The sequence below is a fragment of the Rhizobium sp. P28RR-XV genome, from assembly GCF_012641385.1.
Lineage (GTDB): Bacteria > Pseudomonadota > Alphaproteobacteria > Rhizobiales > Rhizobiaceae > Rhizobium.
Window position 1 is genome coordinate 390189 of sequence record NZ_JABAIG010000002.1, and the last position, 23518, is coordinate 413706.

Consider the following 23518-nt stretch of genomic DNA (forward strand, 5'->3'; position numbering starts at 1 on the left):
AGCCCAGAAAGGTGAGATCCATGTCGTCTCAACACGCAGTTATTATCGGCGGTTCCTCCGGCATCGGCCTTGCGGCCGCCGCCCATCTTCTCGAAAAAGGATATCGGGTCACGATCACGGGTCGTGACGCGGCGAAGCTTCAGGCCGCCGCACAAAGCCTGAATGGCGATGTCACCGCCACCGTCATGGATGCGGCCGACTTTGCCGGCCTTGTCGAAACCTTCCAGGCAATCGGGCCGCTGGATCATCTTGTCCTGGCACTGGGCGGCGGAAATGGGGCTGGTCCCTTCGCCTCCGTCGACCTTGCCGATGTCAAAAAAGGTTTCGAGCAGAAGACGTTGGCGCACTTCGCCTGTGCCCAGGCTTGCCTTCCTCATCTTTCGAAACAGGGCAGCATCACCTTCGTCTCCGCTGTCTCGGCGCAGGCCGCCATGCCCGGAACCGCCGGACTCGGAGCCATCAATGCCGCCATTGCCGCTTTGGCACCGATCCTCGCCGTCGAACTCAAACCCATCCGGGTGAACTGCGTTTCCCCGGGCGTCGTCGATACGCCCTGGTGGGATTTCCTATCCGCGGAGCAGAAAGAGCCGACCTTTGCCGGCTTCGCAGCGCGCACGCCGGTTGGCCGCGTCGGCAGCCCACGGGAGATCGCCGAAGCCATCGCCTTCCTGATCGGCAACGGCTTCACAAGCGGTCACACGCTGATCTGCGACGGCGGCATCCGCCTCGGCCAGTAATCCCGCAAGCCTTTCCGCTTTTCTTCGAAGCGCGAAAACGCGTCATCGCCAGCCAGCGGCAGCGATGGCGTCCTCAGCTGTTGCGAGCATCCGCCTGAAGCTGTGTGAGGATTTCGATCAGTCTCGGTGCCATTTCCCGGATTTCGACCAGATGGATCGAGCTCAGCGCTTGAAGAACCTCCTCGGATTTCTCCGTCAATTGCAGGGTCTGGCGACGCTTGTCCGAGGGATCGGGATGACGGGTGACATAGCCGCCATCGATCAGCCGCCCCACGAGCTCAGTCGCCGTATGCGGCGCAATCAGCAGCTTTTCCGCCAGCATGCCGATGGTCATCGCCTCGCCGGCGCCGTTCCCCTTGATGGCGAGCAATGCCTGATGCTGCTGCGGCGGCAAGCCTGCCTCATACGCCGCCGAGGTGCTGAAGTCCATGAATTTGCGCAGGGTATGGCGCAGCGTCGCCAGCGCCTCGTAATCCGCCTGAGAAAGGGTTTTGTCCAAACGTCGCACCATCAAATCGTCCCTGTTGCCGCAGTTCGCGGTCCTAAAGCATGCCGCGCAAAATGTTCAGCAGTTTTGCAGCAACGGCATGCTCAAGATCAAGGACCGAAAGTGCCGAAGCGAATCTTGGAGATCGCGATGCGCTCTGGTTGATTTATATCGCATTACGATATATTTGCCATCTCGAAGCGGGGAGCGGCTGAAGGCCGGCCGCGCGCTCAGAGCATTCCGAGGAACAGTGCGCAGCGGTTTTCCGTCCGGAATGCGTAAAACAGGAAAATAGAGCGCTTTCGCTTTTCTTCGAATAGCGAAAGCGCTCTGGCACAGAAGGCCCCAATGCAGAACACCCCCACCCCACAAAATCACAGTCACGATTTCTCCGGCTGGGCCTCCCGCAAGGACAATGGCGATTTCACCACGGACAAGCGCGTCCTGGTGCTGATTGCCATGGCGCTGGTGGTCGGCACCGGAGGCGCGTTCGCCGCCTGGGTGCTCATCAATCTCATCGCACTCGTCAGCAATGCCGTCTGGCTGTTCAAGATCAGCACGGAGCCGCTCTCCTTTACCATGGTGGCACGCTCGCCCTGGATGGTGGCCGCGCCCATTCTCGGCGGCATCGTCATCGGCCTGATGGCGCGTTACGGCTCGGAGAAGATCCGCGGCCACGGTATTCCCGAAGCCATCGAGGCGATCCTGATCGGCGGCAGCCGCATGTCGCCGAAGGTGGCGGTGCTGAAGCCCCTGTCATCGGCGATCTCGATCGGCTCCGGCGGCCCCTTCGGTGCGGAAGGCCCGATCATCATGACGGGCGGCGCCATCGGCTCGCTCTTCGCACAGCTCTTTCATATGAGCGCGGCCGAGAGAAAGACCCTGCTCGTCGCCGGCGCCGCAGCCGGCATGACGGCGGTGTTCGGCACACCGATCGCGGCCGTCATGCTCGCCGTCGAATTGCTGCTGTTCGAATGGAAGCCGCGCAGCTTCATTCCGGTCGCCGTCGCCGCCTGCGTTTCGGTGGTCTGGCGTCCGTTGCTGATCGGCAGCGGTGCGCTCTTCCCCGCTCATTTCGATATGTCGCTCTCCTGGTGGGGCGTCGTGCTCGCCGCCGGCCTCGGCATCGTCTCGGGACTGCAATCCGGCCTGCTGACCACCCTGCTCTACAAGATCGAGGATGCCTTCGAAAAGCTGCCGATCCACTGGATGTGGTGGCCGGCACTCGGCGGCCTCATCGTCGGGCTTGGCGGATTGATCGAGCCGCGCGCGCTCGGCGTCGGTTACGATATCATCGCCGATCTCTTGCACAGCCACATCGCCGCCGGCGCGGTGCTGGCGATCCTGCTGGTCAAGGCCGGCATCTGGCTGGTGGCACTTTCCTCGGGCACCTCGGGCGGCGTTCTGGCGCCACTGCTCATCCTCGGCGGCGCGCTTGGCTGGCTCGTCGGCCTCATCCTGCCCGGCGATCCCGGCTTCTGGGCGCTGCTCGGCATGGCGGCAATGATGGGCGGCACGATGCGCGCACCCCTCACCGGCACCTTCTTCGCCGTCGAACTGACGGGGGACACCGGTGCGATGGTGCCTCTGCTTGCGGCAACTGTCGCGGCCTATGCCGTCACCGTCCTGCTGCTGAAACGATCAATCCTAACGGAAAAGATCGCCCGTCGCGGCCAGCACATCACCCGCGAATACGGCATCGACCCGTTCGAGCTCACCCGCGCCCGCGACATCATGATCGCCAAGGTGGATACCCTGCCTGCCTCCATGCGCCTGTCGGAAGCGCTGGCGCGGATGACGGAACAACCGGATGCCCACCGCTTCTATCCGGTCGTCGGGGATAACGAACGCCTGGTCGGCATGATCTCGCGCGCCGATGCCCTGCGTTGGCAAAGCGAGCCGGATCTGATGGATCAATCGCTGTTCGACGTGATCTCGGATGCCTCCATTCCCGTCGCTCATGCCGAGGACACCGTCGGACGCGTCGCGGATATCATGATCCAGGCTGATACGGGACGCGTTCCCGTCGTCGAGGCCCAGACCGGCCGCCTCATGGGCCTGATCGCCCGCAAGGACCTGCTGCGGCTGCGCAGCGCGACGAACCGCGCGGAACTCGAGCGCGGTGCCTACCTGCGGTCGAAAGGTTAAGGGGGAGGAGGAGCGGCGTCAGCGCGGCGGAAGAACTGCGCGGCGCCATCCTTTGCCATAGGCCGGAAAATTCGCCATAAGCCGGAAATTTGAGAGCGATCCACGACGACCGATGGATGTTTACGATCCTGGGTGCCTACAAACGTAGGTGGGCGCCGTGTGTCCAGGCCCACAGGCCTAGTCAGGGACAGCTCCCTTTGGATCGAGTATGGCCCCAGGGATTGTGGTTCCTGTCGGGAAGCGCAGACCGCCCAAGCTATATAGAGCGGATTAAGTCAACGCACCAGAGGCCCGTAGCTGGCATCCGCAGAAATAAACTTAAGCCTCCTCGACACTCGGCCGTGCCAGAAGCTTCTCGGTGATGCCGTGAATGCGTGTCGTCACCTCGTCGATGACGCTCGCCAGTGTTTCCTCCGCGCGCGCATTGGCGGCCAGCGTCGTATCGCGATTGCTGGTCAGGGATTCCAGTTCCGTTTCGAGCGCGGAGACCCGGCGCGTCAGTTCCGACACCTCGTCCATGATCATGATACCGGCCATGACGGTGACCCGAAGATCGCCGATTTCGCCGAACTGGCTTTTCAAATGCATGACGTAGCGATCGAAGCGATTGGCGAGATCCGTCAGATGGTCTTCCTGCCCCTCTTCGCAGGCCATCCGGTAGGCTTTGCCGTCGATCGTTACCGTTACTTGCGCCATTCGACTTTCCGATCACTGCCGCGCTGCGACGGCTGCCTCCCGAGGGATCAGCGGTCCAACACGGCTCTTATGGTTTCCATCGCCGTAACCAGCCGGCGCGACACTTCACGATTGACCTCCTCGAGCCGGTTCGCACGGAACTCGGCCTGGTCCAATTCCTGGGCAAGCCGGGAGCGATCGGCGTGAACCCTGCGGACCTCGCCTTCTATATCGCTCTGTGCCCGTTCCCGCTCGAACCGTCCATCGACGGCGCTCTCCAAAGTCGAGAGTGCCTGGCGCAATTGGGCGAGCGCCGCGTCCACCGTTTTGCCTGAAGGTGTCATACCCTTCGCTTCTCCGCGCAAGGCCCGAATCAAAACATCCGGCCACTTGTCTGATTTCGCAACAATATTCAACTCAGCAACAGCACGTCAATAAAGGCTGTCATGTGGCACCCCCCCTATTCTGTGGATGAAGGCCGCCTTTGCCGACTACACAGGCCTTGTCGCATCATTGTCGTCTTTTGTAAAAGTGAACGGGCAAATGTTAAAAAATTGCCGCGGAAGGGCCGGATTGAGCCCTCGATTTGTTGACTTGCTCGTCCCAACTGCTATGTCTCAGCCGCCTGAGGCGACGTTGGAAATGACGTTCGGAAGAGCGTCGCCCCTTCAGCTGCCTTTCAACCGATGGCCCTCCCTCCCCGGCGTGCGGCCATCCCCCGAACCCGGAACACTGCGGAAAAACCCATGAACTCTCGCGAACAACACGACCGGATGGCGAATGCGATCCGTTTCCTTGCCATGGATGCTGTCGAGAAGGCCAATTCCGGTCACCCCGGTTTGCCGATGGGGATGGCTGATGTCGCCACCGTTCTCTTTGGCAAATATCTGCGCTTCGACCCGAAGAACCCCCGTTGGCCGGACCGCGACCGTTTCGTCCTGTCGGCCGGCCACGGCTCGATGCTGCTTTATTCGGTTCTTTACCTCACCGGCTATCCGGACATGACGATCGATGAGCTGCAGCGCTTCCGCCAGCTCGGTTCCAAGACCGCCGGCCACCCGGAATATGGTCACGCCACCGGCATCGAAACCACGACCGGCCCGCTCGGCCAGGGCATTGCCAATGCCGTCGGCATGGCGATCGCCGAACGCAAGCTGCGCGAGGAATTCGGCGCCGACCTGCAGGATCACTACACCTATGCCATGTGCGGCGACGGCTGCCTGATGGAAGGCATCAGCCATGAGGCGATCGCGCTTGCCGGCCACCTCAAGCTCAACAAGCTGATCCTCTTCTGGGACAATAACTCCATCACCATCGACGGCGCCGTATCGCTTTCGGATTCGACCGACCAGGTCGCCCGCTTCAAGGCCGTTCACTGGAATACGATCGAAATCGACGGTCACGACCAGGCCGCCATCAGCGCCGCCATCGAAGCGGCTCACAAGTCCGACCGCCCGACGTTCATCGCCTGCAAGACGATCATCGGCTTCGGCGCTCCGAACAAGCAGGGCACCCACAAGGTTCACGGCTCGCCGCTCGGCGCCGAGGAAATCGCCGCCACCCGCGTCGCACTGGACTGGCCCTACGAGCCCTTCGTCATCCCGAACGACATCCTCGGTGAATGGCGCGCCGCCGGCGAGCGCTCCATCGGCACCCGCGAAGCCTGGGAAGGCCGCCTTGCCGCCGCCGATGCGGCCAGGAAAGCCGAATTCAACCGCCGCTTCGCCCATGAGCTGCCCGCCGGCTTCGATACCGCCATCAGCGACTACAAGAAGAAGCTTGCCGAAACCAAGCCGACACTTGCGACCCGCAAGGCCTCGGAAGACGCTCTCGAAATCATCAACGGCTTCATTCCGGAAACGCTTGGCGGTTCCGCCGACCTGACGCCGTCGAACAACACCAAGACCAGCCAGATGAAGTCGATTACCCCGACCGATTTCTCCGGCCGCTACATGCACTGGGGTATCCGCGAGCACGGCATGGCCGCCGCGATGAACGGTATCTCCCTGCATGGCGGTCTCATCCCCTACAGCGGCGGCTTTTTGATCTTCTCGGATTATTGCCGCCCGCCCCTCCGCCTCGCAGCCCTGATGGGCATCCGCGCCATCCACGTCCTGACGCATGATTCCATCGGCGTCGGCGAAGACGGCCCGACCCACCAGCCGGTCGAGCAGGTCGCCAGCCTGCGCGCCATCCCGAACTTCCAGCTGTTCCGCCCGGCGGACGCCACGGAAACGGCCGAATGCTGGCAGATCGCCATCAAGACCACCAACCGTCCGTCCGGCCTCGCGCTGACCCGTCAGAACCTGCTGGCCGCTCGCACGGAATATAGCGAGAAGAACCTCTGCGAACTCGGCGCCTACACGCTGGCAGGCAATGCCGACGCCAAGGTAACGATCTTCGCTTCGGGTTCCGAAGTCGAACTCGCCGTCGCCGCTCGCGCCGTTCTGGAAGGCAAGGGCGTCTCCACGCGCGTCGTTTCCGTCCCCTGCACCGAACTCTTCTTCGAGCAGCCGGACGCCTACCGCAAGGATGTCATCGGCAATTCGCCGGTCAAGGTCGCTGTCGAAGCCGGCGTTCGCGAGGGCTGGGATGCCTTCATCGGCCCGGAAGGCGCCTTCATCGGCATGAAGAGCTTCGGCGCTTCGGCTCCGTACAAGGACGTCTACAAGCACTTCGGCATCACGACGGAGGCCGTTGTTGCTGCCGCCGAGGCAAAGCTTTCCTGAGGGCGCTGACAAGCGCTCTCAAATCCAATAGATAAACACCCTGAGTGAACGGGAGTGAATTTCAATGACTGTAAAAGTTGCTATCAACGGCTTTGGCCGCATCGGCCGTAACGTTCTGCGTGCAATCGTCGAATCCGGCCGCACCGATATCGAAGTCGTTGCCATCAACGACCTCGGCCCGGTCGAGACCAATGCTCACCTGCTGCGTTACGATTCCATCCACGGCAAGTTCCCCGCCGAAGTGAAGGTCGAAGGCGACACGATCATCGTTGGCGGCGGCAAGCCGATCAAGGTCACGGCGATCAAGGACCCGGCAACCCTGCCGCACCGCGATCTCGGCGTCGACATCGCGATGGAATGCACGGGCATCTTCACCGCCCGCGACAAGGCCGCCGCCCACCTGACGGCCGGTGCCAAGCGCGTCATCGTTTCGGCTCCTGCCGACGGCGCCGACCTGACCGTCGTTTTCGGCGTCAACCACGACCAGCTCACCAAGGAGCACCTGGTCATCTCCAACGCTTCCTGCACCACGAACTGCCTGGTGCCAGTTGTGAAGGTTCTCGACGACGCCGTCGGTATCGACCACGGCTTCATGACAACAATCCACTCCTACACCGGCGACCAGCCGACGCTCGACACCATGCACAAGGACCTGTACCGCGCCCGCGCCGCAGCCCTGTCCATGATCCCGACGTCGACGGGCGCCGCAAAAGCCGTTGGTCTCGTTCTGCCGCACCTGAAGGGCAAGCTCGACGGCACGTCGATCCGCGTTCCGACCCCGAACGTCTCGGTTGTCGACTTCAAGTTCGTGGCCAAGAAGGCAACGACGGTCGGCGAAATCAACGAAGCCATCAAGGCTGCAGCGAACGGCAAGCTGAAGGGCATCCTCGGCTACACCGACGAGCCGCTGGTTTCCCGCGACTTCAACCATGACAGCCACTCGTCGATCTTCGCGACCGACCAGACCAAGGTCATGGAAGGCAGCTTCGTGCGCGTCCTGTCGTGGTACGACAACGAATGGGGCTTCTCCAGCCGCATGTCCGACACGGCCGTCGCGCTTGCCAAGCTGATCTGATCATGGCCTTCCGCCCGCTCCTTCCGACGACGGTCCGCTGGCGTCCCATGGAAGGAGACGGGCTGGAGCATCTCACGATCGTTCCTATCGACAATGCCGGCGTCGCGGCCATCCGCGCCGCCGGCATTATTATTGGTGGCCGTGGCGGCACACCCTACGGCGTCTCCTACCGCATCGACTGTTCCGCCGATTGGGCCGTTCTTTCCTTCTCCGTCGAAACCACCGATGGGCGCCGTCTCGCCCTGATATCCGACGGCAAGGGACATTGGCGCACCGAGGACGGCGCGGCTCTGCCGCAATTCGATGGCTGCGTCGATATCGATCTCTACGGCTCGCCCTTCACCAACAGCCTGCCGATCCGCCGGCTGGAGATGACGCCGGAAAGCGGAACCGCCAAGCTCTCCATGCTCTATATCCCATTCGACACGTTCGAGCCGGTGCGCGACGGTCAGCACTATACCTGCATCGTGCCGGAGAAACTCTATCGCTACGCCGCCGAAGATAGGGATTTCACCGTCGATCTCCCGGTCGACGAGGATGGGTTGGTGATCGACTATCCGATCTATTTCACGCGCGCGGATGTTTGAGCGGCCGTATCGGCATCGAGCTCGACATCGGCATGGGCGCCGTTGAAGTCCACGCACAAGCCTTTCGGTGTGGCCCAAGGCATCATGAGCACGTCATTCGCTATTCATCAATTTAACCGTTTCGGGCGGTAAGGTGATTTATTGTAGATTTCGAAATGCATTCCGGGGTTTCAGTAGCCCAATCGCAATTGCCCCTAAAAACGCCCCAATCTTTGCTCCCTCTGCCCTGCTATGGTCCAGATTTACCAATAAATTTTGAGTCGGAAAGTTTCCCAGGGCATTCCAAGCCGCTTCGCCGTTCTGGCAAAAGCGCATCACACCATGACGTCGCAATCGTCGGAGCGAAGCTTCACTTATAAGGCTCTCCTCTGAACGAGGCCATATTTGCCAATATGGCCGGCAAGACTGCATGATGGGACGACGAAGGGATTTCCGTATTCCGGGCTTTAGGCCCTGACAGCGGCGCGCGGAAAAGGGGAAGAAAAAGGTGGAGGCATTTTACGTCATCGTGCTGGTCAGCACGGTCCTCATTCTCATTGCGGCTTTCTCCAGCCTTATTGCTTTCCGTTTCGGCGCACCCTTGCTGCTGCTGTTCCTCATGATCGGGCTTGCCGCCGGCACCGACGGGCTCGGCATCGAATTCTCTAACAATTATCTCGCCTATATCTTAGGCTCGTTGGCTCTTGCCATCATCCTCTTCGATTCGGGCTACGGCACGCCGATCCAGGCCTTCAAGCTTGCCGCGGCACCGGCGTTGACCATTGCCTCGGTCGGCGTCATCGTCACGGCGTCGCTCTTCGGTCTCGCTTCCACCTGGCTGCTCGGCTTCACCTGGCTGCAGGGCCTGCTGCTCGGCTCGATCGTCGCCTCGACGGATGCGGCCGCCGTCTTCTTCCTGCTGCGCATCGGCGGCATCAATATCCGCGACAAGGTGCGCTCGACGCTGGAAGTCGAATCCGGCACCAACGACCCGATGGCGATCTTCCTGACGCTCGCCTTGGTCGAGCTGCTGGCAAGCGGCGAAGGCTATGCCGGCATCAACCTCGCCATGCTCGCTACCTTCGTCCAGCAGATGGGGCTTGGCGTCATTCTTGGTCTGCTCGGCGGCATGATGATCGTCCTCATCGTCAGCCGGCTGGAGACCGACCGGGGCCTGACACCGATCTTCGTGCTGGCGCTGGCGCTTCTCGTTTTCTCGTTCACCGGCGCCGTCGGCGGCAGCGGTTTCCTCGCGGTCTATGTTGCCGGCATCTATGCCGGAAATCGCAAGATGCCGGCCTCCGCCTCGATCAAGCGCTTCCAGGACGGCATGACCTGGCTGGCGCAGATCGTCATGTTCCTCGTCCTCGGCCTGCTCGCCACGCCGTCGCAATTCCCGGCCATTGCCATTCCCGCCGTGGCATTGGCTCTTTTCCTGATCTTCATTGCCCGACCGATCGCCGTGTGGCTCTGCCTGCTGCCTTTCGATTACACCCAGCGCGAGACCGGCTTCGTCGCCTGGGTGGGCTTACGCGGCGCAGTCTCCATCCTTCTGGCGATCATGCCCATCCTCGGCAACCTGCAGGCCGGCCAGACCTATTTCAACGTCGCCTTCATCGTCGTGCTGGTGTCGCTGCTCGTCCAGGGCTGGACCATCAAGCCGATGGCGCGCCGCCTCGGCCTCATCGTTCCCCCGCGCATGGGAGCGATCGACAAGGTCGAAGTCGACCTGCCCGGCACGGTCAACCACGAACTTCTGTCCTATCGTGTTGTCAAGGATAGTCCGGTTCTGCGCGGCGAGCGCATACCGCGCTGGGCCATGCCCTCGCTCGTCGTGCGCGACGGCAAATCCATGCGTTATCAATATGCCGGCCGCCTGCGCGAAAACGATATCGTCTATCTCTTCATCTCGCCCAACTACTCCCGGCTTCTCGACCGGCTTTTCGCCAGCCGCGCCCCGGTCGATCCCGATGATGCCGAATTCTTCGGCGCCTTCTCGATCTCGCCGCTGCGCCCCGCCGCCGATCTCGATGCGGCCTATGGGCCAGGCCTTCTGAGCGAACAGGAAAAAGGGCTCACCATCGCCGAACTTATGCGCCATCGCCTGGGTGGCAAGGCCGATTATGCGGATCGCGTTCGCCTGGGCGAGATCATCCTCATCGTTCGCGACCTCGACGAGAACGATCACATCCAATCGGTCGGCATGTCGCTCGAAGCGGTGGAGCCGCCCGTCATCCTTCCGATCTTCATCAATCTCCACGATATTTTTAAGAGCATTCGCGCTCATCTGCAAAAGCGCAGGGAACGCCCGGAAGACGGCGTTTCAAACGATTCAAATGCCGGAAAAAACGACGCCTGAATGGCCTTGCGTCTCCGATCATCCGTAGTATGGTCGGCGCACTTTTCGCCACCAACAACATTGGATCCTCCCATGGCAGCCTTCAAAACTCTCGACGATCTCACCGACATCACCGGCAAGCGCGTACTCGTGCGCGTCGACCTCAACGTGCCGGTCAAGGATGGCAAGGTCACCGATGCGACGCGCATCGAACGTGTCGTCCCGACGATTCTCGAGCTGTCCGAAAAGGGTGCCAAGGTCATTCTGCTTGCCCATTTCGGCCGCCCGAAGGATGGCCCTTCCCCGGACCTTTCGCTCGGTCTGATCGTGCCCGCCGTCGAAGAGGTTCTGGACCATGCCGTTCTTTTCGCCTCGGACTGCATCGGTACTCCGGCAGCCGACGCGGTTGCCAAGATGAACAACGGCGACATCCTGCTGCTGGAAAACACCCGCTTCCACAAGGAAGAGGAGAAGAACGACGCAGCCTTCACCAATGCGCTCGCCGTCAATGGCGATATCTATGTCAATGACGCCTTTTCGGCTGCCCACCGCGCCCACTCTTCGACCGAAGGCCTCGCCCACTTGCTGCCTGCCTATGCGGGCCGCACGATGCAGGTGGAGCTCGAAGCCCTGGAGAAGGGTCTTGGCAATCCGGTCCGCCCGGTTGTCGCCATCGTCGGCGGTGCCAAGGTCTCCACCAAGATCGACCTGCTGATGAACCTCGTGAAGAAGGTCGATGCGCTTGTCATCGGCGGCGGCATGGCCAACACTTTCCTCGCCGCGCGCGGCACCAATGTCGGCAAATCGCTCTGCGAACACGATCTCGCCGACACCGCCAAGCAGATCATGATCGAAGCGGCCACGGCCGGCTGCGCGATCGTCTTGCCGGAAGACGGCGTCATCGCGCGTGAATTCAAAGCCGGCGCCGATAACGAGGTCGTGGCGATCGACGCCATCCCGGCCGATGCCATGGTGCTCGATGTCGGCCCGAAGTCTGTTGAAGCCGTCAACAGCTGGATCGGCCGCGCCACGACGCTGGTCTGGAACGGACCTCTCGGCGCCTTCGAAATCGCTCCCTTCGATGCCGCCACCGTCGCGGTCGCCAAATATGCCGCCGAGTGCACCAAGGCCGGCAAGCTGACCTCGGTCGCCGGCGGCGGTGACACGGTTTCGGCGCTCAATCACGCCGGCGTTGCCGACGACTTCACCTATGTCTCGACGGCCGGTGGCGCCTTCCTCGAATGGATGGAAGGCAAGGTTCTTCCCGGCGTCGCCGTTCTGCAGTCTGCCAAGTAAACGAGCCTCTGCGCCATGATTGACGGAAGCCGCGAAAGCCAAGACTTTCGCGGCTTTTCCATGAGTGCTAGGATGACATCCAAAACATTCAAACGGTTGAAATCATTTCAATCGTTTCAATTAGTTAGCCAGCCATTTCCCTCCTTCTACACTTCTGTTATCGCCGATCTATATTGATCCTGTTGCCGACTGAAATCGCCTTGGAGAAACAAAATGAGCGAACGAATTGAAGACATTGCCGTAAAGATGGTTGCTGGTGGCAAGGGCCTCCTGGCGGCGGATGAATCCACTGCCACGAACAAGAAGCGCTTCGACACCATCTCTCTCGTTTCCACAGAAGAGAGCCGCCGCGACTATCGCGAGATGCTCTTCCGCTCCGACGACGCCATGAGGAAGTACATCTCCGGCGTCATCCTCTATGAGGAAACCCTCTTCCAGAAGGCCGCGGACGGCACCCCCTTCGTCGATATCATCAAGGCTGCAGACAGCATCCCCGGCATCAAGGTCGATGTCGGCGCCAAGCCGCTGGCCGGTTTCCCCGGCGAAACCAATACCGAGGGTCTCGACGGCCTCGCCGATCGCCTGGCGAAATATTATGAAGCCGGCGCCCGCTTCGCCAAGTGGCGCGGCGTAATCGCCATTTCCGACACGCTGCCGACCTATGGCGCCGTCAAGGCCAACGCCCACGCACTCGCCCGCTACGCCGCCCTTTGCCAGCAGGCGAAGATCGTCCCGATCGTCGAGCCGGAAGTGCTGATGGATGGCGAGCCCGGCACGCAGAGCCTCGACCGCAGCGAGGAAGTCACTCGCTGGACGCTGCAGATCGTCTTCCAGGAGCTCGCGGAAGCCCGCGTCAAGCTTGAAGGCATGATCCTCAAGCCGAGCATGGTCATCGACGGCAAGAAGGTCCGCAAAGCCTCCGTCGAACAGGTTGCCGAGCGCACCGTCAAGGTTCTGAAGGAAACCGTTCCGTCCGCCGTGCCGGGCATCGCCTTCCTCTCCGGCGGCCAGTCGACCGAAGAGGCGACCGCGCATCTCTCCGCCATCAACTCCGGCTACGATCTGCCCTGGAAAGTAACCTTCTCCTATGGCCGCGCCCTGCAGGACGCCGCGCTGAAGGCCTGGGGCGGCAAGCCGGAAAATGTCGCCGCCGGCCAACGCGCCTTCAGTCACCGCGCCGAGATGAACTATCTCGCCGCCAAGGGCAGCTGGACGAAGGACCGCGAACAGGCTGCTTGATCTGACGCAGCTGTTCGAATGAACAGAGCCTCGGTCGCGATGCGACCGGGGCTTTTTTAGTTTCGGGCAATATCAGTCGGATATTTGACGCTGGGCAAAACATATCTTCTGCAATAAGAAAATGGAGTTGCTTCGACATCGGAAAATAATCATGTCAAACGCATATTATGGAAGCACGGCACAAGCTTGTCCCACTTATAATAGAGGGCTCAATAGAAAGGTTGTCGTATGCTTCCCTGGCGCGGTTTTGTTGCTGTTCTTGCTGTAATCTTCGTTATTCAAATAGATATTGCTCACGCCCAACAGTTGCAGACGGCTGTTCCCGTCTTTTCCCCGACCGGACCGGACGCAGAGGCTTACGGTGAGAAGCTCGGTTATCCCATCGGTCTGCCGCTTAGCGAACAACGGAACATGATCGGCAACTTCAGCCATGCCGACCAGCTTGCGCCAACACACACGATTGCCGCCGCCGAGCATCCGTTACCGTTCTTACGCGCCCCATCCGAGGTTTCGGTCAAGTTCACGTTCGGCACGGAAACTTCCTCCTTGTCGAAATATCTCGACACCAATCCCACAACGGGCTTGCTGATTGCCCACAACGACACGATCCTGTTCGAACATTACCAATACGGCCGCACCGATCGCGACCGCCTTGTCTCGCAATCCCTGGCGAAAACCTTGACCGGCATGATGATCGGCATTGCGATTTCCGAAGGCTCCATTCATTCGATCGACGATACCGTAGAGACCTATGTGCCGGAGCTGAAAGGCACCGAGATGGGCAGCACGCCGATCCGCGCATTGCTGCATATGGCCTCCGGCATTGCCTTCACCGAGAACTTCGGCAATCCCGACGACAACATTCGGCTCAGCAATTCATTGCTCGGCCCGGAAAAACTCGACCCGATTACCGCCGTGTCGCGATTTGACAAGCGGGTCGCCGCTCCCGACACGGTCTGGCACTACAGCAATCTCGACACCGAAGGGCTGAGCCTGGTCCTGACCCACGCTACCCACATGACGATGTCGGACTATCTCCAATCCCGGATGTGGCAGCCGATGGGCGCGGAAGCCAGCGCGAATTGGCAGGTCGACAGCACGGGCCAGGAGGTCGGCTATTGCTGCTTTAGCGCGACACTTCGCGACTACGCCCGCTTCGGCATGCTGCTCGCCCATGACGGTGCCTTGAACGGCCGGCAGATCATACCGCGCCAATGGCTGCTCGATGCGACGCAGCCGGTTAAGCAAGGCTCGTTCCTCGCAGTCAATCATGAGACGAACCCCTGGGGCTACGGCTATCAAACCTGGCTGATGCCCGGCCCCCGGCGAACGTTCTTTCTGGACGGTCGAGCCGGCCAGCGTATCCTCGTCGATCCGACGACCCATCTGGTCCTGGTCCACACTGCCGTACGTGCCAAGCCCGGCGATATAGGCAGTGCCGAGTTGGTCGAGCTCTGGTCCAGCGTGCTCAAGCAGTTCCAGAACAATTGAAGCAATCCCGATGCGTGCCACAAGCTTGGAACGTCGGGGTAAAGGGCTCTTCTCTTGAAGAGGCCCCTGGCGAACTTGTCACTGGCACAAGTTCTCGCTTCCAGGTTCGGCAGAGCAACGGCTAAATCCTTGCAGATCTACCGAAGCTCTGGAGGCCGCCATGAACACCGTCGCCTATGTCACTGTCGACGTCTTCACATCGGAGCGCTTTGTCGGCAATCCGCTGGCCGTGATCCCGGATGCCCGCGGCCTTGGCGGCGACGCCATGCAGAAGATCGCAGCCGAGTTTTGTTATTCAGAAACCACCTTCGTGCTGCCGCCGGAAAATCCCGATCATACCGCCCGCGTCCGCATCTTCACGCCGACGGCCGAAATCCCCTTTGCCGGCCATCCCAATGTCGGCACCGCTTTCGTTCTCGGGCAACAGCGGGAAATCTTCGGAAAGCCCGCAGGCGACGGGTTGACCTTCGAGGAGGATGCCGGGCTGGTGGAGGTAACGCTGCTGCGCACTGATGGCGCCGTCACCGGCGCTAGCATACGTGCTCCGGCGAGCCTGACGATCGGCGAAACCATTGCCGACGAATTGATTGCGCGTTGCGTGCAGATCGACCCGCAATCGATCCGCAAAGCCACGCATGCCCCGACCTTCGCCTCGGTCGGCTTGCCCTTTGCCTTGGCGGAGCTGGATAGCCTCGAAACGCTCGGAAAGGCATGGCCGAATGCGGCTGTTTTTGCCGAAGCGGCTACGCGCCACAAGGAAGACGAGACTGGCTTTTCGCTCTTTCTCTACGTGCGCTCGGCCGACAATCCGTGGCATATCCGCGCCCGCATGTTCGCGCCCCTGGACAACGTCACGGAAGACCCGGCGACCGGCAGCGCTTCCGCGGCCCTCGGCGCTTATCTGACCTCCCTGCTGCCGGCACCGGATGCGGAGGTGAAAATCACCATCGAGCAGGGCGTGGAGATGGGAAGACGCAGCGTCATCGGCATCGAGGTCAAGAAAACCGCCGGCACGGTAAATGAAGTCTTGCTGTCGGGCAGCAGCATCCATGTCATGCGCGGCGAAATCCGGCTTTAGGCAACCTCAAGCGAGCTTCTAAAAGCCTGAACCCAGCCCCACAACGCCCTAAAACGCCTCGTTGATGACCAGCGCCACCGTCCAGATGGCAAAGGCGAAAATCGCGATCTTCCAGAAATCGGCACGGCGCTTCAGTCCCGGCAATCCCAGGGGCTTGATGATGTGCACCGCCATAGCGAGCAGAAGCAGCACCGCGATGGCTTTTGTCACGCTCTTTTTCCCCATTTTCGCAAGAGTGAGAGCCGCCGCGACCAAAAACCGCTGCATAGCTTTCGCGTTCATGCTGTAATCGCCACAGGACGGACATCTTTCCGCGCCAACAGACTGTTTCTACAGGCCGATAGCGGCAATCCGGGACACAATCAATAGTGAAAACAGGCAGGGCGGGATCCTGTCTTATCGGTTCCTTAAGCGGAGCCGCATGAAGGTGGGGAGCATGAAAAGAAATATTTTGCCCGTACTCGCTCTGCTGTTCGGCACGCTCTTCCTCTTTACGGGAAACGGCCTGCATAGCTTGCTGCTGCCCGTACGCGGCACGGCCGAAGGCTATGCGACGACGACGCTCGGCCTGCTCGGCACCACATGGGCCACCGGCTTCGTGCTCGGCTGCCTGACTGCGCCGAAGCTGGTGAGGCGCATCGGCCATGTCCGCGCCTTTTCAGGCTTCATTTCCGTCATCGCCATCATCGCGCTTTTGACCGGCATCGTCGTCGACCCGATCTGGTGGGTGGCGCTGCGCGCCGTCACCGGCTTCTGCACCGCCGGCACCTCGATGATCATCGAGAGCTGGCTCAACGAGCGCGCCACCAATGAGAGCCGCGGCGCAATCTTTTCGCTCTATATCGGCATCACCCTCATCGGCGCGGTTGCCGGCCAGATGATGGTTCCCTTTGCCGACATCCACACGCCCATCCTCTTCATGATGTGCGGCATCTGCTATTGCGTCGCCATGCTGCCAACCACGCTATCGACCGCCGCCTCCCCGCAGCCGCTCAAGGCCGTCAGCCTCGACCTGAAGGCGCTCTACCGCAATTCGCCGGTCGCCTCGATCGGCATCCTGCTCGTCGGCATAGCCAACGGCGCCTACGGCACGCTCGGCGCCGTCTTCGGCGCCAATGCCGGCCTTTCCCAAAGTGATATCGCGCTGATGATGAGCTTGACGATCTTTGCGGGTGCCGTCATGCAGCTGCCGGCAGGCCGCCTTTCCGATCGCATCGACCGCCGCTATGTGCTGGCGGGCATGGCCGCCGTTGCAGCGCTCGACGGCCTGCTGCTCTTCCTGGTGAAGCCCGGCAATCCCGCCTTCCTTATCGGCATGGTGGTGATCTATGGCGCGGTCGCCAACACCCTCTATCCGATCGCGGTTGCCCATGCCAATGACTTCGCCGCATCGGAAGATTTCGTCAAGGTTTCCGGCGGCCTGCTGCTGCTCTATGGCATCGGCACCATCATCGGCCCGACGCTCGGCGGACCGGTCATGTCCTCTATCGGCCCCTACTCGCTGTTCTTCGTGACGGCCATCGCTCATGTGCTGATCACGGCCTATTCGATCTTCCGCAGCCGCATGCGAGCCGCCAAGCCGGCGGGCGATCGCGACGCCTATACGACCATGCCTTCAGCCAATGCGCAGATGATCACGCCGGAGAGTATGGCGCTCGCGCGGAGTGAGACTTCAAAAAAGGACGATATAACTGTAAATTACGGCACCTGATCCCCCAAAAGGGAAAGGAGGAGCCGAAATGAGCTTATTCGACGATGATCGTCCGCAGCAGCCGTCAGCCCATGAAATAGGCAGCGATCTGTCGCTGCTATCCGTGGACGAGCTGAAAAACCGCATCGCATTGCTCCAGGGCGAGATCGCCCGGCTGCAAGAGGAAATGGAAACCAAGGCATCCGGACGCAAGGCGGCGGAGAGCCTCTTCCGTTTCTGAAGCACTGCTCCAAGGCGCTTGGCGGCGGCACGAGATCCGTGCGGCGCAGCTCGCGATCAAGGCATGCTCAACCGAATATTAAGCTTTACGACATATTACTATAATTATCCAGATTCGCTCTGGACTCAGACAGTTCCTCCACTTGGCGAATTGGTCTGATTTTTCTCCCTGTTTTACCTTGAGAGCCGCTTTTGCGGCTCTTCTTTTTTCATCCTGTGACACCACCTCCATCGAAACTGTGGAGATTAACCCTTTCTTAAGAATCGCCTTGCGGATTTCAGTTAAAACCAGCATCCTAAAGTCATAAAAGCGGATGCCGAAAGCTCTTAGGGACTTGACCGGCTTTTCCTGAACAAAAGTGTTGCGTGAAGCAGGGATTTATTCAATGTCGGAACTTGGGTTGAACACGATCAGCTTTGCTGGCCATGCCGCGTCTTCGGCGCAGTTCAGGGCACTGTATTCTGAAGGCATGTCGCTGGTCGAGGAAACCGCGGGCTATCTCGACGGCCAGGGCCGCGCTGCCTCCAAGGTTCTGCCGCGCATGGCTTCCGTGCTCTACGCCGCCGAATCCATGCGGCTGACGACCCGCCTCATGCAGATGGCGTCCTGGCTGCTTTTGCAGCGCGCCGTCAACAATGGCGAAATGTCGCGTGACCAGGTGCTGGCCGAAAAGAACAAGGTTCGTCTCGACGGCTTCAACGTCGATCGCAGCGCGCCGGGCTGGAACGATCTGCCGGAAGCGTTCCGAGATCTGGTCGAGCGCTCGTTGCGCCTGCAGAATCGCGTCGCCATTCTCGATCGCGAAATCTATCGTCCGACCGAGGCCGCCATCGTTCCCGACAACCAGAATAGCGTCAAGGCACAGCTGACCCTGTTGCAGACAGCCTTTGGCAGCAACTGAGCCGTTCTAATCATCTGCTATGAATTTGAACCGGTCGCGCCTGGCGCGGCCGGTTTTCTTTTGGACAGCCATCCCGCACTTGGAAAAGCGACACGCGAAGTTAAGCTCAGAGTAGAAACCGGGCCAAGCTTGACGGTTTGCGCGAAACATCTGTAAAAAAGAGTACCCCGCCTCTCTCAAGGGATGGGCAAGCCGATATCGAATGTGCGTGGAGGACCCAATGCGCCGACTCACTTCTCACGAAAATCAAATCCGAAATTCTGAGAAGATGATGGACCATGCGCACATTGAATCTGGGCATTCTCGCCCATGTAGACGCGGGCAAGACTAGCCTAACGGAACGACTCCTTTTCGACACCGGTGTTATCGACAGGCTCGGCAGCGTCGACGCCGGCAATACGCAGACCGATAGTCTCGAACTCGAAAGACAGCGCGGCATCACCATCGCTGCGGCGGTGGCTTCCTTTACCATTGGCGATGTGGCGGTGAACCTCGTCGACACGCCAGGCCACCCGGACTTCATCGCCGAGATAGAACGGGTCCTGCAATTGCTCGATGCGGCCGTCGTCGTCGTTTCGGCAGTCGAGGGCGTGCAGCCGCAGACCCGTGTACTTGTCCGGGCCTTGCGGCGCCTCGGCATCCCCTTCGTGTTCTTCATCAACAAGGTCGATCGCCTCGGCGCGCGTTATGATGACGTTCTCGATGATATTGCGACCCAGCTGGCGGTCCGCCCGGTTGCGATGTCGACCGTGCGCGATGCCGGCAGCAGGCTCGCCGCTGTGGAAGCAGCCGATATCGGAGCCGATCCTCATTTCTCGCGCCTATGCGAGGTGCTTACGGTCAACGATGAGGCCCTGCTGGCCGATTATGTGCTTCATCCGGAGCGTCTGACGCGACAAAGACTGGAGCCCCTCCTTGTCGATCAGGTGGCGAGAGCTCTCATTCACCCGGCATTTGCCGGTGCGGCCACAAGGGGCCTCGGTATCCCTACCCTGATCTCGGCGATCGAGACCCTGCTTCCCAGCCGCCTCCCGAATCCTGATGGTCCGGTCTCCGGGAAAATCTTCAAGATCGAGCGAGGATGGGGCGGGGAGAAGCTCGCCTATCTCTATCTGGCGTCAGGCACGATCGGACTTCGTGACGATCTCGAACTCCCGAACGGCTTGGCAAAGATCAGCAGCCTTCAGCTTTTCCGGGACGGCCGAGCGGACAAGGTCACGCAGGTCAGCGCGGGACAGATCGCCAAGGTCGGCGGGCTCGCGAATGCCCGCATCGGCGATTGGGTCGGCACCGAGACGTCACCCGGCACTCTTCGTCATTTTGCGCCCCCCACTCTGGAAACCCACATCCGTCCGATGCGGCCCTCCGAAAACGCGGCACTGTGGCTGGCTCTTGGCCAGCTCGCAGAGCAGGATCCGCTCATCAACCTGCGCGCCAATGAAGAAACCGGCGACATATACGTCTCGCTTTACGGCGAGGTGCAGAAGGAAGTCATCCAGGCAACGCTGTCGAGCGAGTTCGGCCTGGATATCGTCTTCGAAGAAAGCACCGTCATCTATGCCGAGAGGCTGGTCGGAACCGGAAGCGCAATTGAGCTGATATTCAAGGAGCCCAATCCGTTTCTCGCAACGGTCGGATTGCGCGTCGAGCCGCGGCCGGAAGGCGCCGGCAACAGCTTTGCTCTGGAAGTGGACGTCGGCCAGATGCCCGCAAGCTTCTATCGAGCGGTCGAGGAGGCCACTTTCGAAACACTGAAGGAAGGTCTTTTCGGTTGGCAGGTCATCGATTGCCACGTCGCCATGACATCGGCGCGCCAAAGCTCGCCAGCCACGACCGCTGTGGATTTTCGCAAGCTGACGCCGCTGGTGCTGGCATCGGCGCTTTCGTCCGCGCGCACGGTCCTGTGCCAGCCTATCGAGCATTTTCATATCGAGATACCGGCAATGGCACTCGCCGGCATGCACAGCCTGCTGGCAAAATCCGGCGCATCGATGAGAAAATCGCTGATCGACGAGGGACTGGCCCGGCTGGAAGGCACGGTGGCATCGGCGATGATCCAGAATATTCAAAGGCAGTTGCCGGGATTGTCGGGCGGAGCGGGCGCTTTGGATCACGCCTTCGACCACTATGCCCCGCTGGCCGGTCCGCCACACTTACGGGAGCGCGCGGGTGCCAACCCGTTCGATCGCGCCGACTACCTGCGGCGCGTGCGATGAGCGCCGAGGCGACATACCCAACACAAAAAAGCCCGGCAAAACCGGGCTCTTTTCAAGCGGCAAATCGCAATGCGATTAGATGCCGAGACCACCGAAGCGCTTGTTGAACTTCGAAACACGGCCGGCACGGTCCATCAGCTGCTGGTTGCCGCCGGTCCAAGCCGGATGGGACTTGGAGTCGATTTCGAGGTTCATGACAGCGCCTTCAGAACCCCAGGTCGAGCGGGTTTCATATTCGGTACCGTCGGTCATGACTACCTTGATCGTGTGGTAGTCGGGATGAATGTTGGCCTTCATAACAATCTTCCTGTCATGCCAGGGTCCATTTGTCGCAAGCCATTGCGGCAACCGAACCGATTGAATAAATGAAGCCGCAGTCCGTTAAAGGCCACGGCTTCCAATTAAGATGGCGTGCCTATACATGAAGGCAGCGGCGATAACAAGGGGCGAAACGTCAAGTCCCTTTGCTGATATGGGGATAGGAGACGACTTGTCAGAGACTGGCCAGGCAGAGGAAAAGAAAACCCGTTCGATCCGTCCCCTTGGACGATTGACGCCATACCTCAGGCGATATCGCGGCATGGTGGCCGGAGCGCTTGTCTCGCTCGTCCTTGCAGCCGTCACCTCGCTTGCTCTGCCGGTCGCTGTGCGCCGCATGATCGATCACGGTTTCGATGAGGCCGACTGCGGACTGATCGACAGCTATTTCATCGCGATCATGGGCATGGCCCTGGTGCTCGCCGCGGCGAGCGCGCTGCGCTACTATTTCGTCATCTCCATCGGCGAACGCATCGTCTCGGATATGCGCCGCGAGGTCTTTGACCACGTCACGCGGCTGTCGCCCTCCTTCTTCGACGTCAACCAGTCCGGCGAGATCGTCTCGCGGCTGACGGCCGACACGACCCAGATCAAGTCCGCGGTCGGCGCTACTGCCTCCGTCGCGCTGCGCAACCTCATCCTCTGTCTGGGCGCCGTGATCATGATGATCATCACCAGCCCGAAGCTTTCGAGCATCGTCCTGATCGCCATCCCGATCATCGTGCTGCCGCTGGTCAGCTTCGGCCGCTCCGTGCGCAAGCGCTCGCGTGCCGCGCAGGATACGCTGGCGCAGGCATCGGCCTATGCCAATGAAACCATCGCGGCCAACCGCACCATCCAAGCCTATAACGGCGAAATCGCCGCCTCGCAGCGCTATGGCAATACGGTCGAGGATGCCTATCAGGCGGCGCGTGCGGCGATCAAATCCCGCTCGCTGCTGACGGGCTTCGCCATTGCCATGATCTTCGGCAGCATCGTCGCCGTTCTTTGGGTCGGGGCGCAGAATGTGCTTGCCGGCACCCTGTCGGCCGGCACGCTCGGCCAGTTCCTGCTTTACTCCGTCATCGCCGGTTCCTCGCTCGGTTCGCTGTCGGAAGTCTGGGGCGAGCTGTCGCAGGCCGCGGGCGCTGCCGATCGCCTGGGCGAGCTGCTTGCCGAGGTTTCGCCCATTGCCGCTCCGGCCAATCCCCTGCCCTTACCGCAGCCGCCGCAGGGCCGCGTGGATTTCTCCGATGTCCACTTCTCTTATCCATCACGACCCGGGCGATCGGCGCTGCATGGGCTCTCCTTCTCGGTGAAGCCGGGCGAGACGGTCGCGATCGTCGGGGCGTCCGGCGCCGGGAAGAGCACCATCTTCTCGCTGCTGCTGCGCTTCTACGATCCGCAGAAGGGCCAAGTCGCCATAGATGGCGTCGACGCTCGCGATGTTCTGCCGGATGCCTTGCGTGAGCGCGTCGCCATCGTGCCTCAAGACACTACGATCTTCGCCGCTTCCATCCACGACAACATCGCCTTCGGCCGCCCGGATGCCTCTCGCGACGAAGTGCGCGCCGCCGCCATCGCCGCACAGGCGGACGAATTCGTCTCGCGCCTGGAAAAGGGATATGACACGCAAGTCGGCGAGCGCGGCGTAACCCTCTCCGGCGGCCAGCGACAGCGCGTTGCCATTGCCCGCGCCATCCTGAAGAATGCGCCGATCCTGCTGCTCGACGAGGCAACGTCCGCCCTCGATGCGGAAAGCGAAACCCTGGTGCAGAAAGCCCTGGAAGGCCTCATGGAAACACGCACCACTCTCGTCATTGCCCATCGCCTGGCGACCGTGCTGAAGGCCGACCGCATTCTGGTGCTGGATCAGGGCCGTATCGTCGAGGAAGGCACGCATCAAAGCCTGATCCGCCACGGCGGCATCTACGCGAAGCTTGCACGCCTGCAGTTCGATGCCGGCATAGAGGAACACATGCTTATCGCGAAATAGCATGTGCAGTATCCCGTTGCCGCAAATACAACCATATGGAAATAACTTTGAAGTTGAGCTAGATTTTCCGCGTTATCCCGCGCTGACGCGATTCTAGGAGACGTGAACCATGTATAAATTTGAAGTCTACAAGGACAAGGCTGGCGAGTTTCGCTTTCGCTTCAAAGCCTCGAACGGCGAAACCATGTTCGGTTCCGAAGGCTACAAGGCGAAGGCTTCGGCTCTGCATGCCATCGAATCGATCAAGGCTCATGTCGGCGGCGCCGTCATCGACGACCAGACCACCGCAACCGCCTAAGACTTCGCGTCAAGCATCTG

At 60.8% G+C, this 23518-nt stretch carries 21 protein-coding genes and 1 other RNA gene; 16 read left to right on the forward strand and 6 right to left on the reverse strand.

The genetic code is table 11. The features are described 5' to 3' along the window. The first annotated feature begins 20 nt into the window (after positions 1–20). On the forward strand, positions 21–737 hold the full coding sequence (locus HGP12_RS05535; protein WP_168838232.1) for an SDR family oxidoreductase: 717 nt from the start codon (positions 21–23) through the stop codon (positions 735–737). 73 nt (positions 738–810) lie between these two features. Here the strand turns inward: HGP12_RS05535 and HGP12_RS05540 are convergent, their stop codons facing one another. Further along, positions 811–1248 carry a MarR family winged helix-turn-helix transcriptional regulator gene (locus tag HGP12_RS05540; RefSeq protein WP_168838231.1) on the reverse strand — a complete coding sequence of 146 codons (438 nt, stop codon included), beginning with the start codon at positions 1246–1248 and terminating at the stop codon, positions 811–813. A 324-nt stretch (positions 1249–1572) separates the two neighbouring features. Between HGP12_RS05540 and HGP12_RS05545 the strand changes: the two genes are divergently transcribed. After that, positions 1573–3372 (forward strand): chloride channel protein, encoded by a 1800-nt coding sequence (locus HGP12_RS05545; protein WP_168838230.1) that lies wholly within the window; start codon positions 1573–1575, stop codon positions 3370–3372. 93 nt (positions 3373–3465) lie between these two features. On the opposite strand, the gene ssrS is transcribed toward HGP12_RS05545, so the two are convergent. From ssrS to HGP12_RS05560, 3 genes are all read right to left on the reverse strand, one after another. Next, positions 3466–3624, reverse strand: a non-coding RNA gene (gene ssrS / locus HGP12_RS05550) — 6S RNA. 66 nt (positions 3625–3690) lie between these two features. Beyond that, positions 3691–4068: a cell division protein ZapA gene (locus HGP12_RS05555; protein ID WP_168838229.1), complete on the reverse strand. Its 378-nt coding sequence runs from the start codon at positions 4066–4068 to the stop codon at positions 3691–3693. A gap of 47 nt (positions 4069–4115) precedes the next feature. Then, a complete protein-coding gene (locus HGP12_RS05560; protein ID WP_015341018.1) occupies positions 4116–4391 on the reverse strand; it encodes a DUF4164 domain-containing protein in 276 nt (91 codons plus the stop codon). Positions 4392–4793: 402 nt separating this feature from the next. Here HGP12_RS05560 and tkt point away from each other — a divergent pair, with 402 nt between their 5' ends. The 8 genes from tkt to HGP12_RS05600 all read left to right on the forward strand — a co-directional run bounded on the left by tkt (position 4794) and on the right by HGP12_RS05600 (position 15859). Beyond that, on the forward strand, positions 4794–6776 hold the full coding sequence (gene tkt / locus HGP12_RS05565) for a transketolase (protein WP_168838228.1): 1983 nt from the start codon (positions 4794–4796) through the stop codon (positions 6774–6776). Between the two features lie 64 nt (positions 6777–6840). Continuing rightward, entirely contained in the window at positions 6841–7851 is a 1011-nt protein-coding gene (gene gap / locus HGP12_RS05570; protein WP_168838227.1) for a type I glyceraldehyde-3-phosphate dehydrogenase, read from the forward strand. Positions 7852–7853: 2 nt separating this feature from the next. Beyond that, a complete protein-coding gene (locus tag HGP12_RS05575; RefSeq protein ID WP_168838226.1) occupies positions 7854–8438 on the forward strand; it encodes a putative glycolipid-binding domain-containing protein in 585 nt (194 codons plus the stop codon). Positions 8439–8925: 487 nt separating this feature from the next. Beyond that, entirely contained in the window at positions 8926–10776 is a 1851-nt protein-coding gene (locus tag HGP12_RS05580; protein ID WP_168838225.1) for a potassium/proton antiporter, read from the forward strand. A 72-nt stretch (positions 10777–10848) separates the two neighbouring features. Then, positions 10849–12051, forward strand: a complete 1203-nt coding sequence (locus tag HGP12_RS05585; protein ID WP_168838224.1) for a phosphoglycerate kinase — start codon at positions 10849–10851, stop codon at positions 12049–12051. 213 nt (positions 12052–12264) lie between these two features. Further along, complete coding sequence (locus tag HGP12_RS05590) at positions 12265–13290, forward strand: class I fructose-bisphosphate aldolase (protein WP_168838223.1); 1026 nt, start codon at positions 12265–12267, stop codon at positions 13288–13290. A 306-nt stretch (positions 13291–13596) separates the two neighbouring features. Further along, complete coding sequence (locus HGP12_RS05595; RefSeq protein WP_246703255.1) at positions 13597–14781, forward strand: serine hydrolase domain-containing protein; 1185 nt, start codon at positions 13597–13599, stop codon at positions 14779–14781. A 160-nt stretch (positions 14782–14941) separates the two neighbouring features. Continuing rightward, on the forward strand, positions 14942–15859 hold the full coding sequence (locus HGP12_RS05600) for a PhzF family phenazine biosynthesis protein (protein ID WP_168838221.1): 918 nt from the start codon (positions 14942–14944) through the stop codon (positions 15857–15859). A gap of 48 nt (positions 15860–15907) precedes the next feature. Here HGP12_RS05600 and HGP12_RS05605 read toward each other — a convergent pair whose 3' ends face one another. Beyond that, complete coding sequence (locus HGP12_RS05605) at positions 15908–16069, reverse strand: hypothetical protein (protein WP_168838220.1); 162 nt, start codon at positions 16067–16069, stop codon at positions 15908–15910. A 226-nt stretch (positions 16070–16295) separates the two neighbouring features. Between HGP12_RS05605 and HGP12_RS05610 the strand changes: the two genes are divergently transcribed. The 4 genes from HGP12_RS05610 to HGP12_RS05625 all read left to right on the forward strand — a co-directional run bounded on the left by HGP12_RS05610 (position 16296) and on the right by HGP12_RS05625 (position 20907). Then, positions 16296–17570: an MFS transporter gene (locus tag HGP12_RS05610; protein ID WP_168838219.1), complete on the forward strand. Its 1275-nt coding sequence runs from the start codon at positions 16296–16298 to the stop codon at positions 17568–17570. Positions 17571–17598: 28 nt separating this feature from the next. After that, entirely contained in the window at positions 17599–17790 is a 192-nt protein-coding gene (locus HGP12_RS05615) for a DUF1192 domain-containing protein (protein WP_168838218.1), read from the forward strand. A 385-nt stretch (positions 17791–18175) separates the two neighbouring features. Next, positions 18176–18691, forward strand: a complete 516-nt coding sequence (locus tag HGP12_RS05620; protein ID WP_168838217.1) for a DUF1465 family protein — start codon at positions 18176–18178, stop codon at positions 18689–18691. A gap of 278 nt (positions 18692–18969) precedes the next feature. Next, a complete protein-coding gene (locus HGP12_RS05625) occupies positions 18970–20907 on the forward strand; it encodes an elongation factor G (RefSeq protein ID WP_168838216.1) in 1938 nt (645 codons plus the stop codon). A gap of 75 nt (positions 20908–20982) precedes the next feature. Here HGP12_RS05625 and rpmE read toward each other — a convergent pair whose 3' ends face one another. Further along, complete coding sequence (rpmE, locus tag HGP12_RS05630; protein ID WP_015341030.1) at positions 20983–21204, reverse strand: 50S ribosomal protein L31; 222 nt, start codon at positions 21202–21204, stop codon at positions 20983–20985. 175 nt (positions 21205–21379) lie between these two features. Between rpmE and HGP12_RS05635 the strand changes: the two genes are divergently transcribed. After that, the gene (locus HGP12_RS05635; protein WP_409526803.1) at positions 21380–23200 is read left to right on the forward strand and encodes an ABC transporter transmembrane domain-containing protein; all 1821 of its coding nucleotides are present in this window, start codon (positions 21380–21382) and stop codon (positions 23198–23200) included. A 109-nt stretch (positions 23201–23309) separates the two neighbouring features. Then, a complete protein-coding gene (locus HGP12_RS05640; protein WP_015341032.1) occupies positions 23310–23498 on the forward strand; it encodes a YegP family protein in 189 nt (62 codons plus the stop codon). Positions 23499–23518 lie beyond the last annotated feature (20 nt).

Coding starts and splice junctions, on each gene's coding strand:
- HGP12_RS05535 (WP_168838232.1), top strand. CDS start 21: ATGTCGTCTCAACACGCAGTTATTATCGGCGGTTCCTCCGGCATCGGC.
- HGP12_RS05540 (WP_168838231.1), bottom strand. CDS start 1,248: ATGGTGCGACGTTTGGACAAAACCCTTTCTCAGGCGGATTACGAGGCG.
- HGP12_RS05545 (WP_168838230.1), top strand. CDS start 1,573: ATGCAGAACACCCCCACCCCACAAAATCACAGTCACGATTTCTCCGGC.
- HGP12_RS05555 (WP_168838229.1), bottom strand. CDS start 4,068: ATGGCGCAAGTAACGGTAACGATCGACGGCAAAGCCTACCGGATGGCC.
- HGP12_RS05560 (WP_015341018.1), bottom strand. CDS start 4,391: ATGACACCTTCAGGCAAAACGGTGGACGCGGCGCTCGCCCAATTGCGC.
- tkt (WP_168838228.1), top strand. CDS start 4,794: ATGAACTCTCGCGAACAACACGACCGGATGGCGAATGCGATCCGTTTC.
- gap (WP_168838227.1), top strand. CDS start 6,841: ATGACTGTAAAAGTTGCTATCAACGGCTTTGGCCGCATCGGCCGTAAC.
- HGP12_RS05575 (WP_168838226.1), top strand. CDS start 7,854: ATGGCCTTCCGCCCGCTCCTTCCGACGACGGTCCGCTGGCGTCCCATG.
- HGP12_RS05585 (WP_168838224.1), top strand. CDS start 10,849: ATGGCAGCCTTCAAAACTCTCGACGATCTCACCGACATCACCGGCAAG.
- HGP12_RS05590 (WP_168838223.1), top strand. CDS start 12,265: ATGAGCGAACGAATTGAAGACATTGCCGTAAAGATGGTTGCTGGTGGC.
- HGP12_RS05600 (WP_168838221.1), top strand. CDS start 14,942: ATGAACACCGTCGCCTATGTCACTGTCGACGTCTTCACATCGGAGCGC.
- HGP12_RS05610 (WP_168838219.1), top strand. CDS start 16,296: ATGAAAAGAAATATTTTGCCCGTACTCGCTCTGCTGTTCGGCACGCTC.
- HGP12_RS05615 (WP_168838218.1), top strand. CDS start 17,599: ATGAGCTTATTCGACGATGATCGTCCGCAGCAGCCGTCAGCCCATGAA.
- HGP12_RS05620 (WP_168838217.1), top strand. CDS start 18,176: ATGTCGGAACTTGGGTTGAACACGATCAGCTTTGCTGGCCATGCCGCG.
- HGP12_RS05625 (WP_168838216.1), top strand. CDS start 18,970: ATGCGCACATTGAATCTGGGCATTCTCGCCCATGTAGACGCGGGCAAG.
- rpmE (WP_015341030.1), bottom strand. CDS start 21,204: ATGAAGGCCAACATTCATCCCGACTACCACACGATCAAGGTAGTCATG.
- HGP12_RS05635 (WP_409526803.1), top strand. CDS start 21,380: ATGGGGATAGGAGACGACTTGTCAGAGACTGGCCAGGCAGAGGAAAAG.
- HGP12_RS05640 (WP_015341032.1), top strand. CDS start 23,310: ATGTATAAATTTGAAGTCTACAAGGACAAGGCTGGCGAGTTTCGCTTT.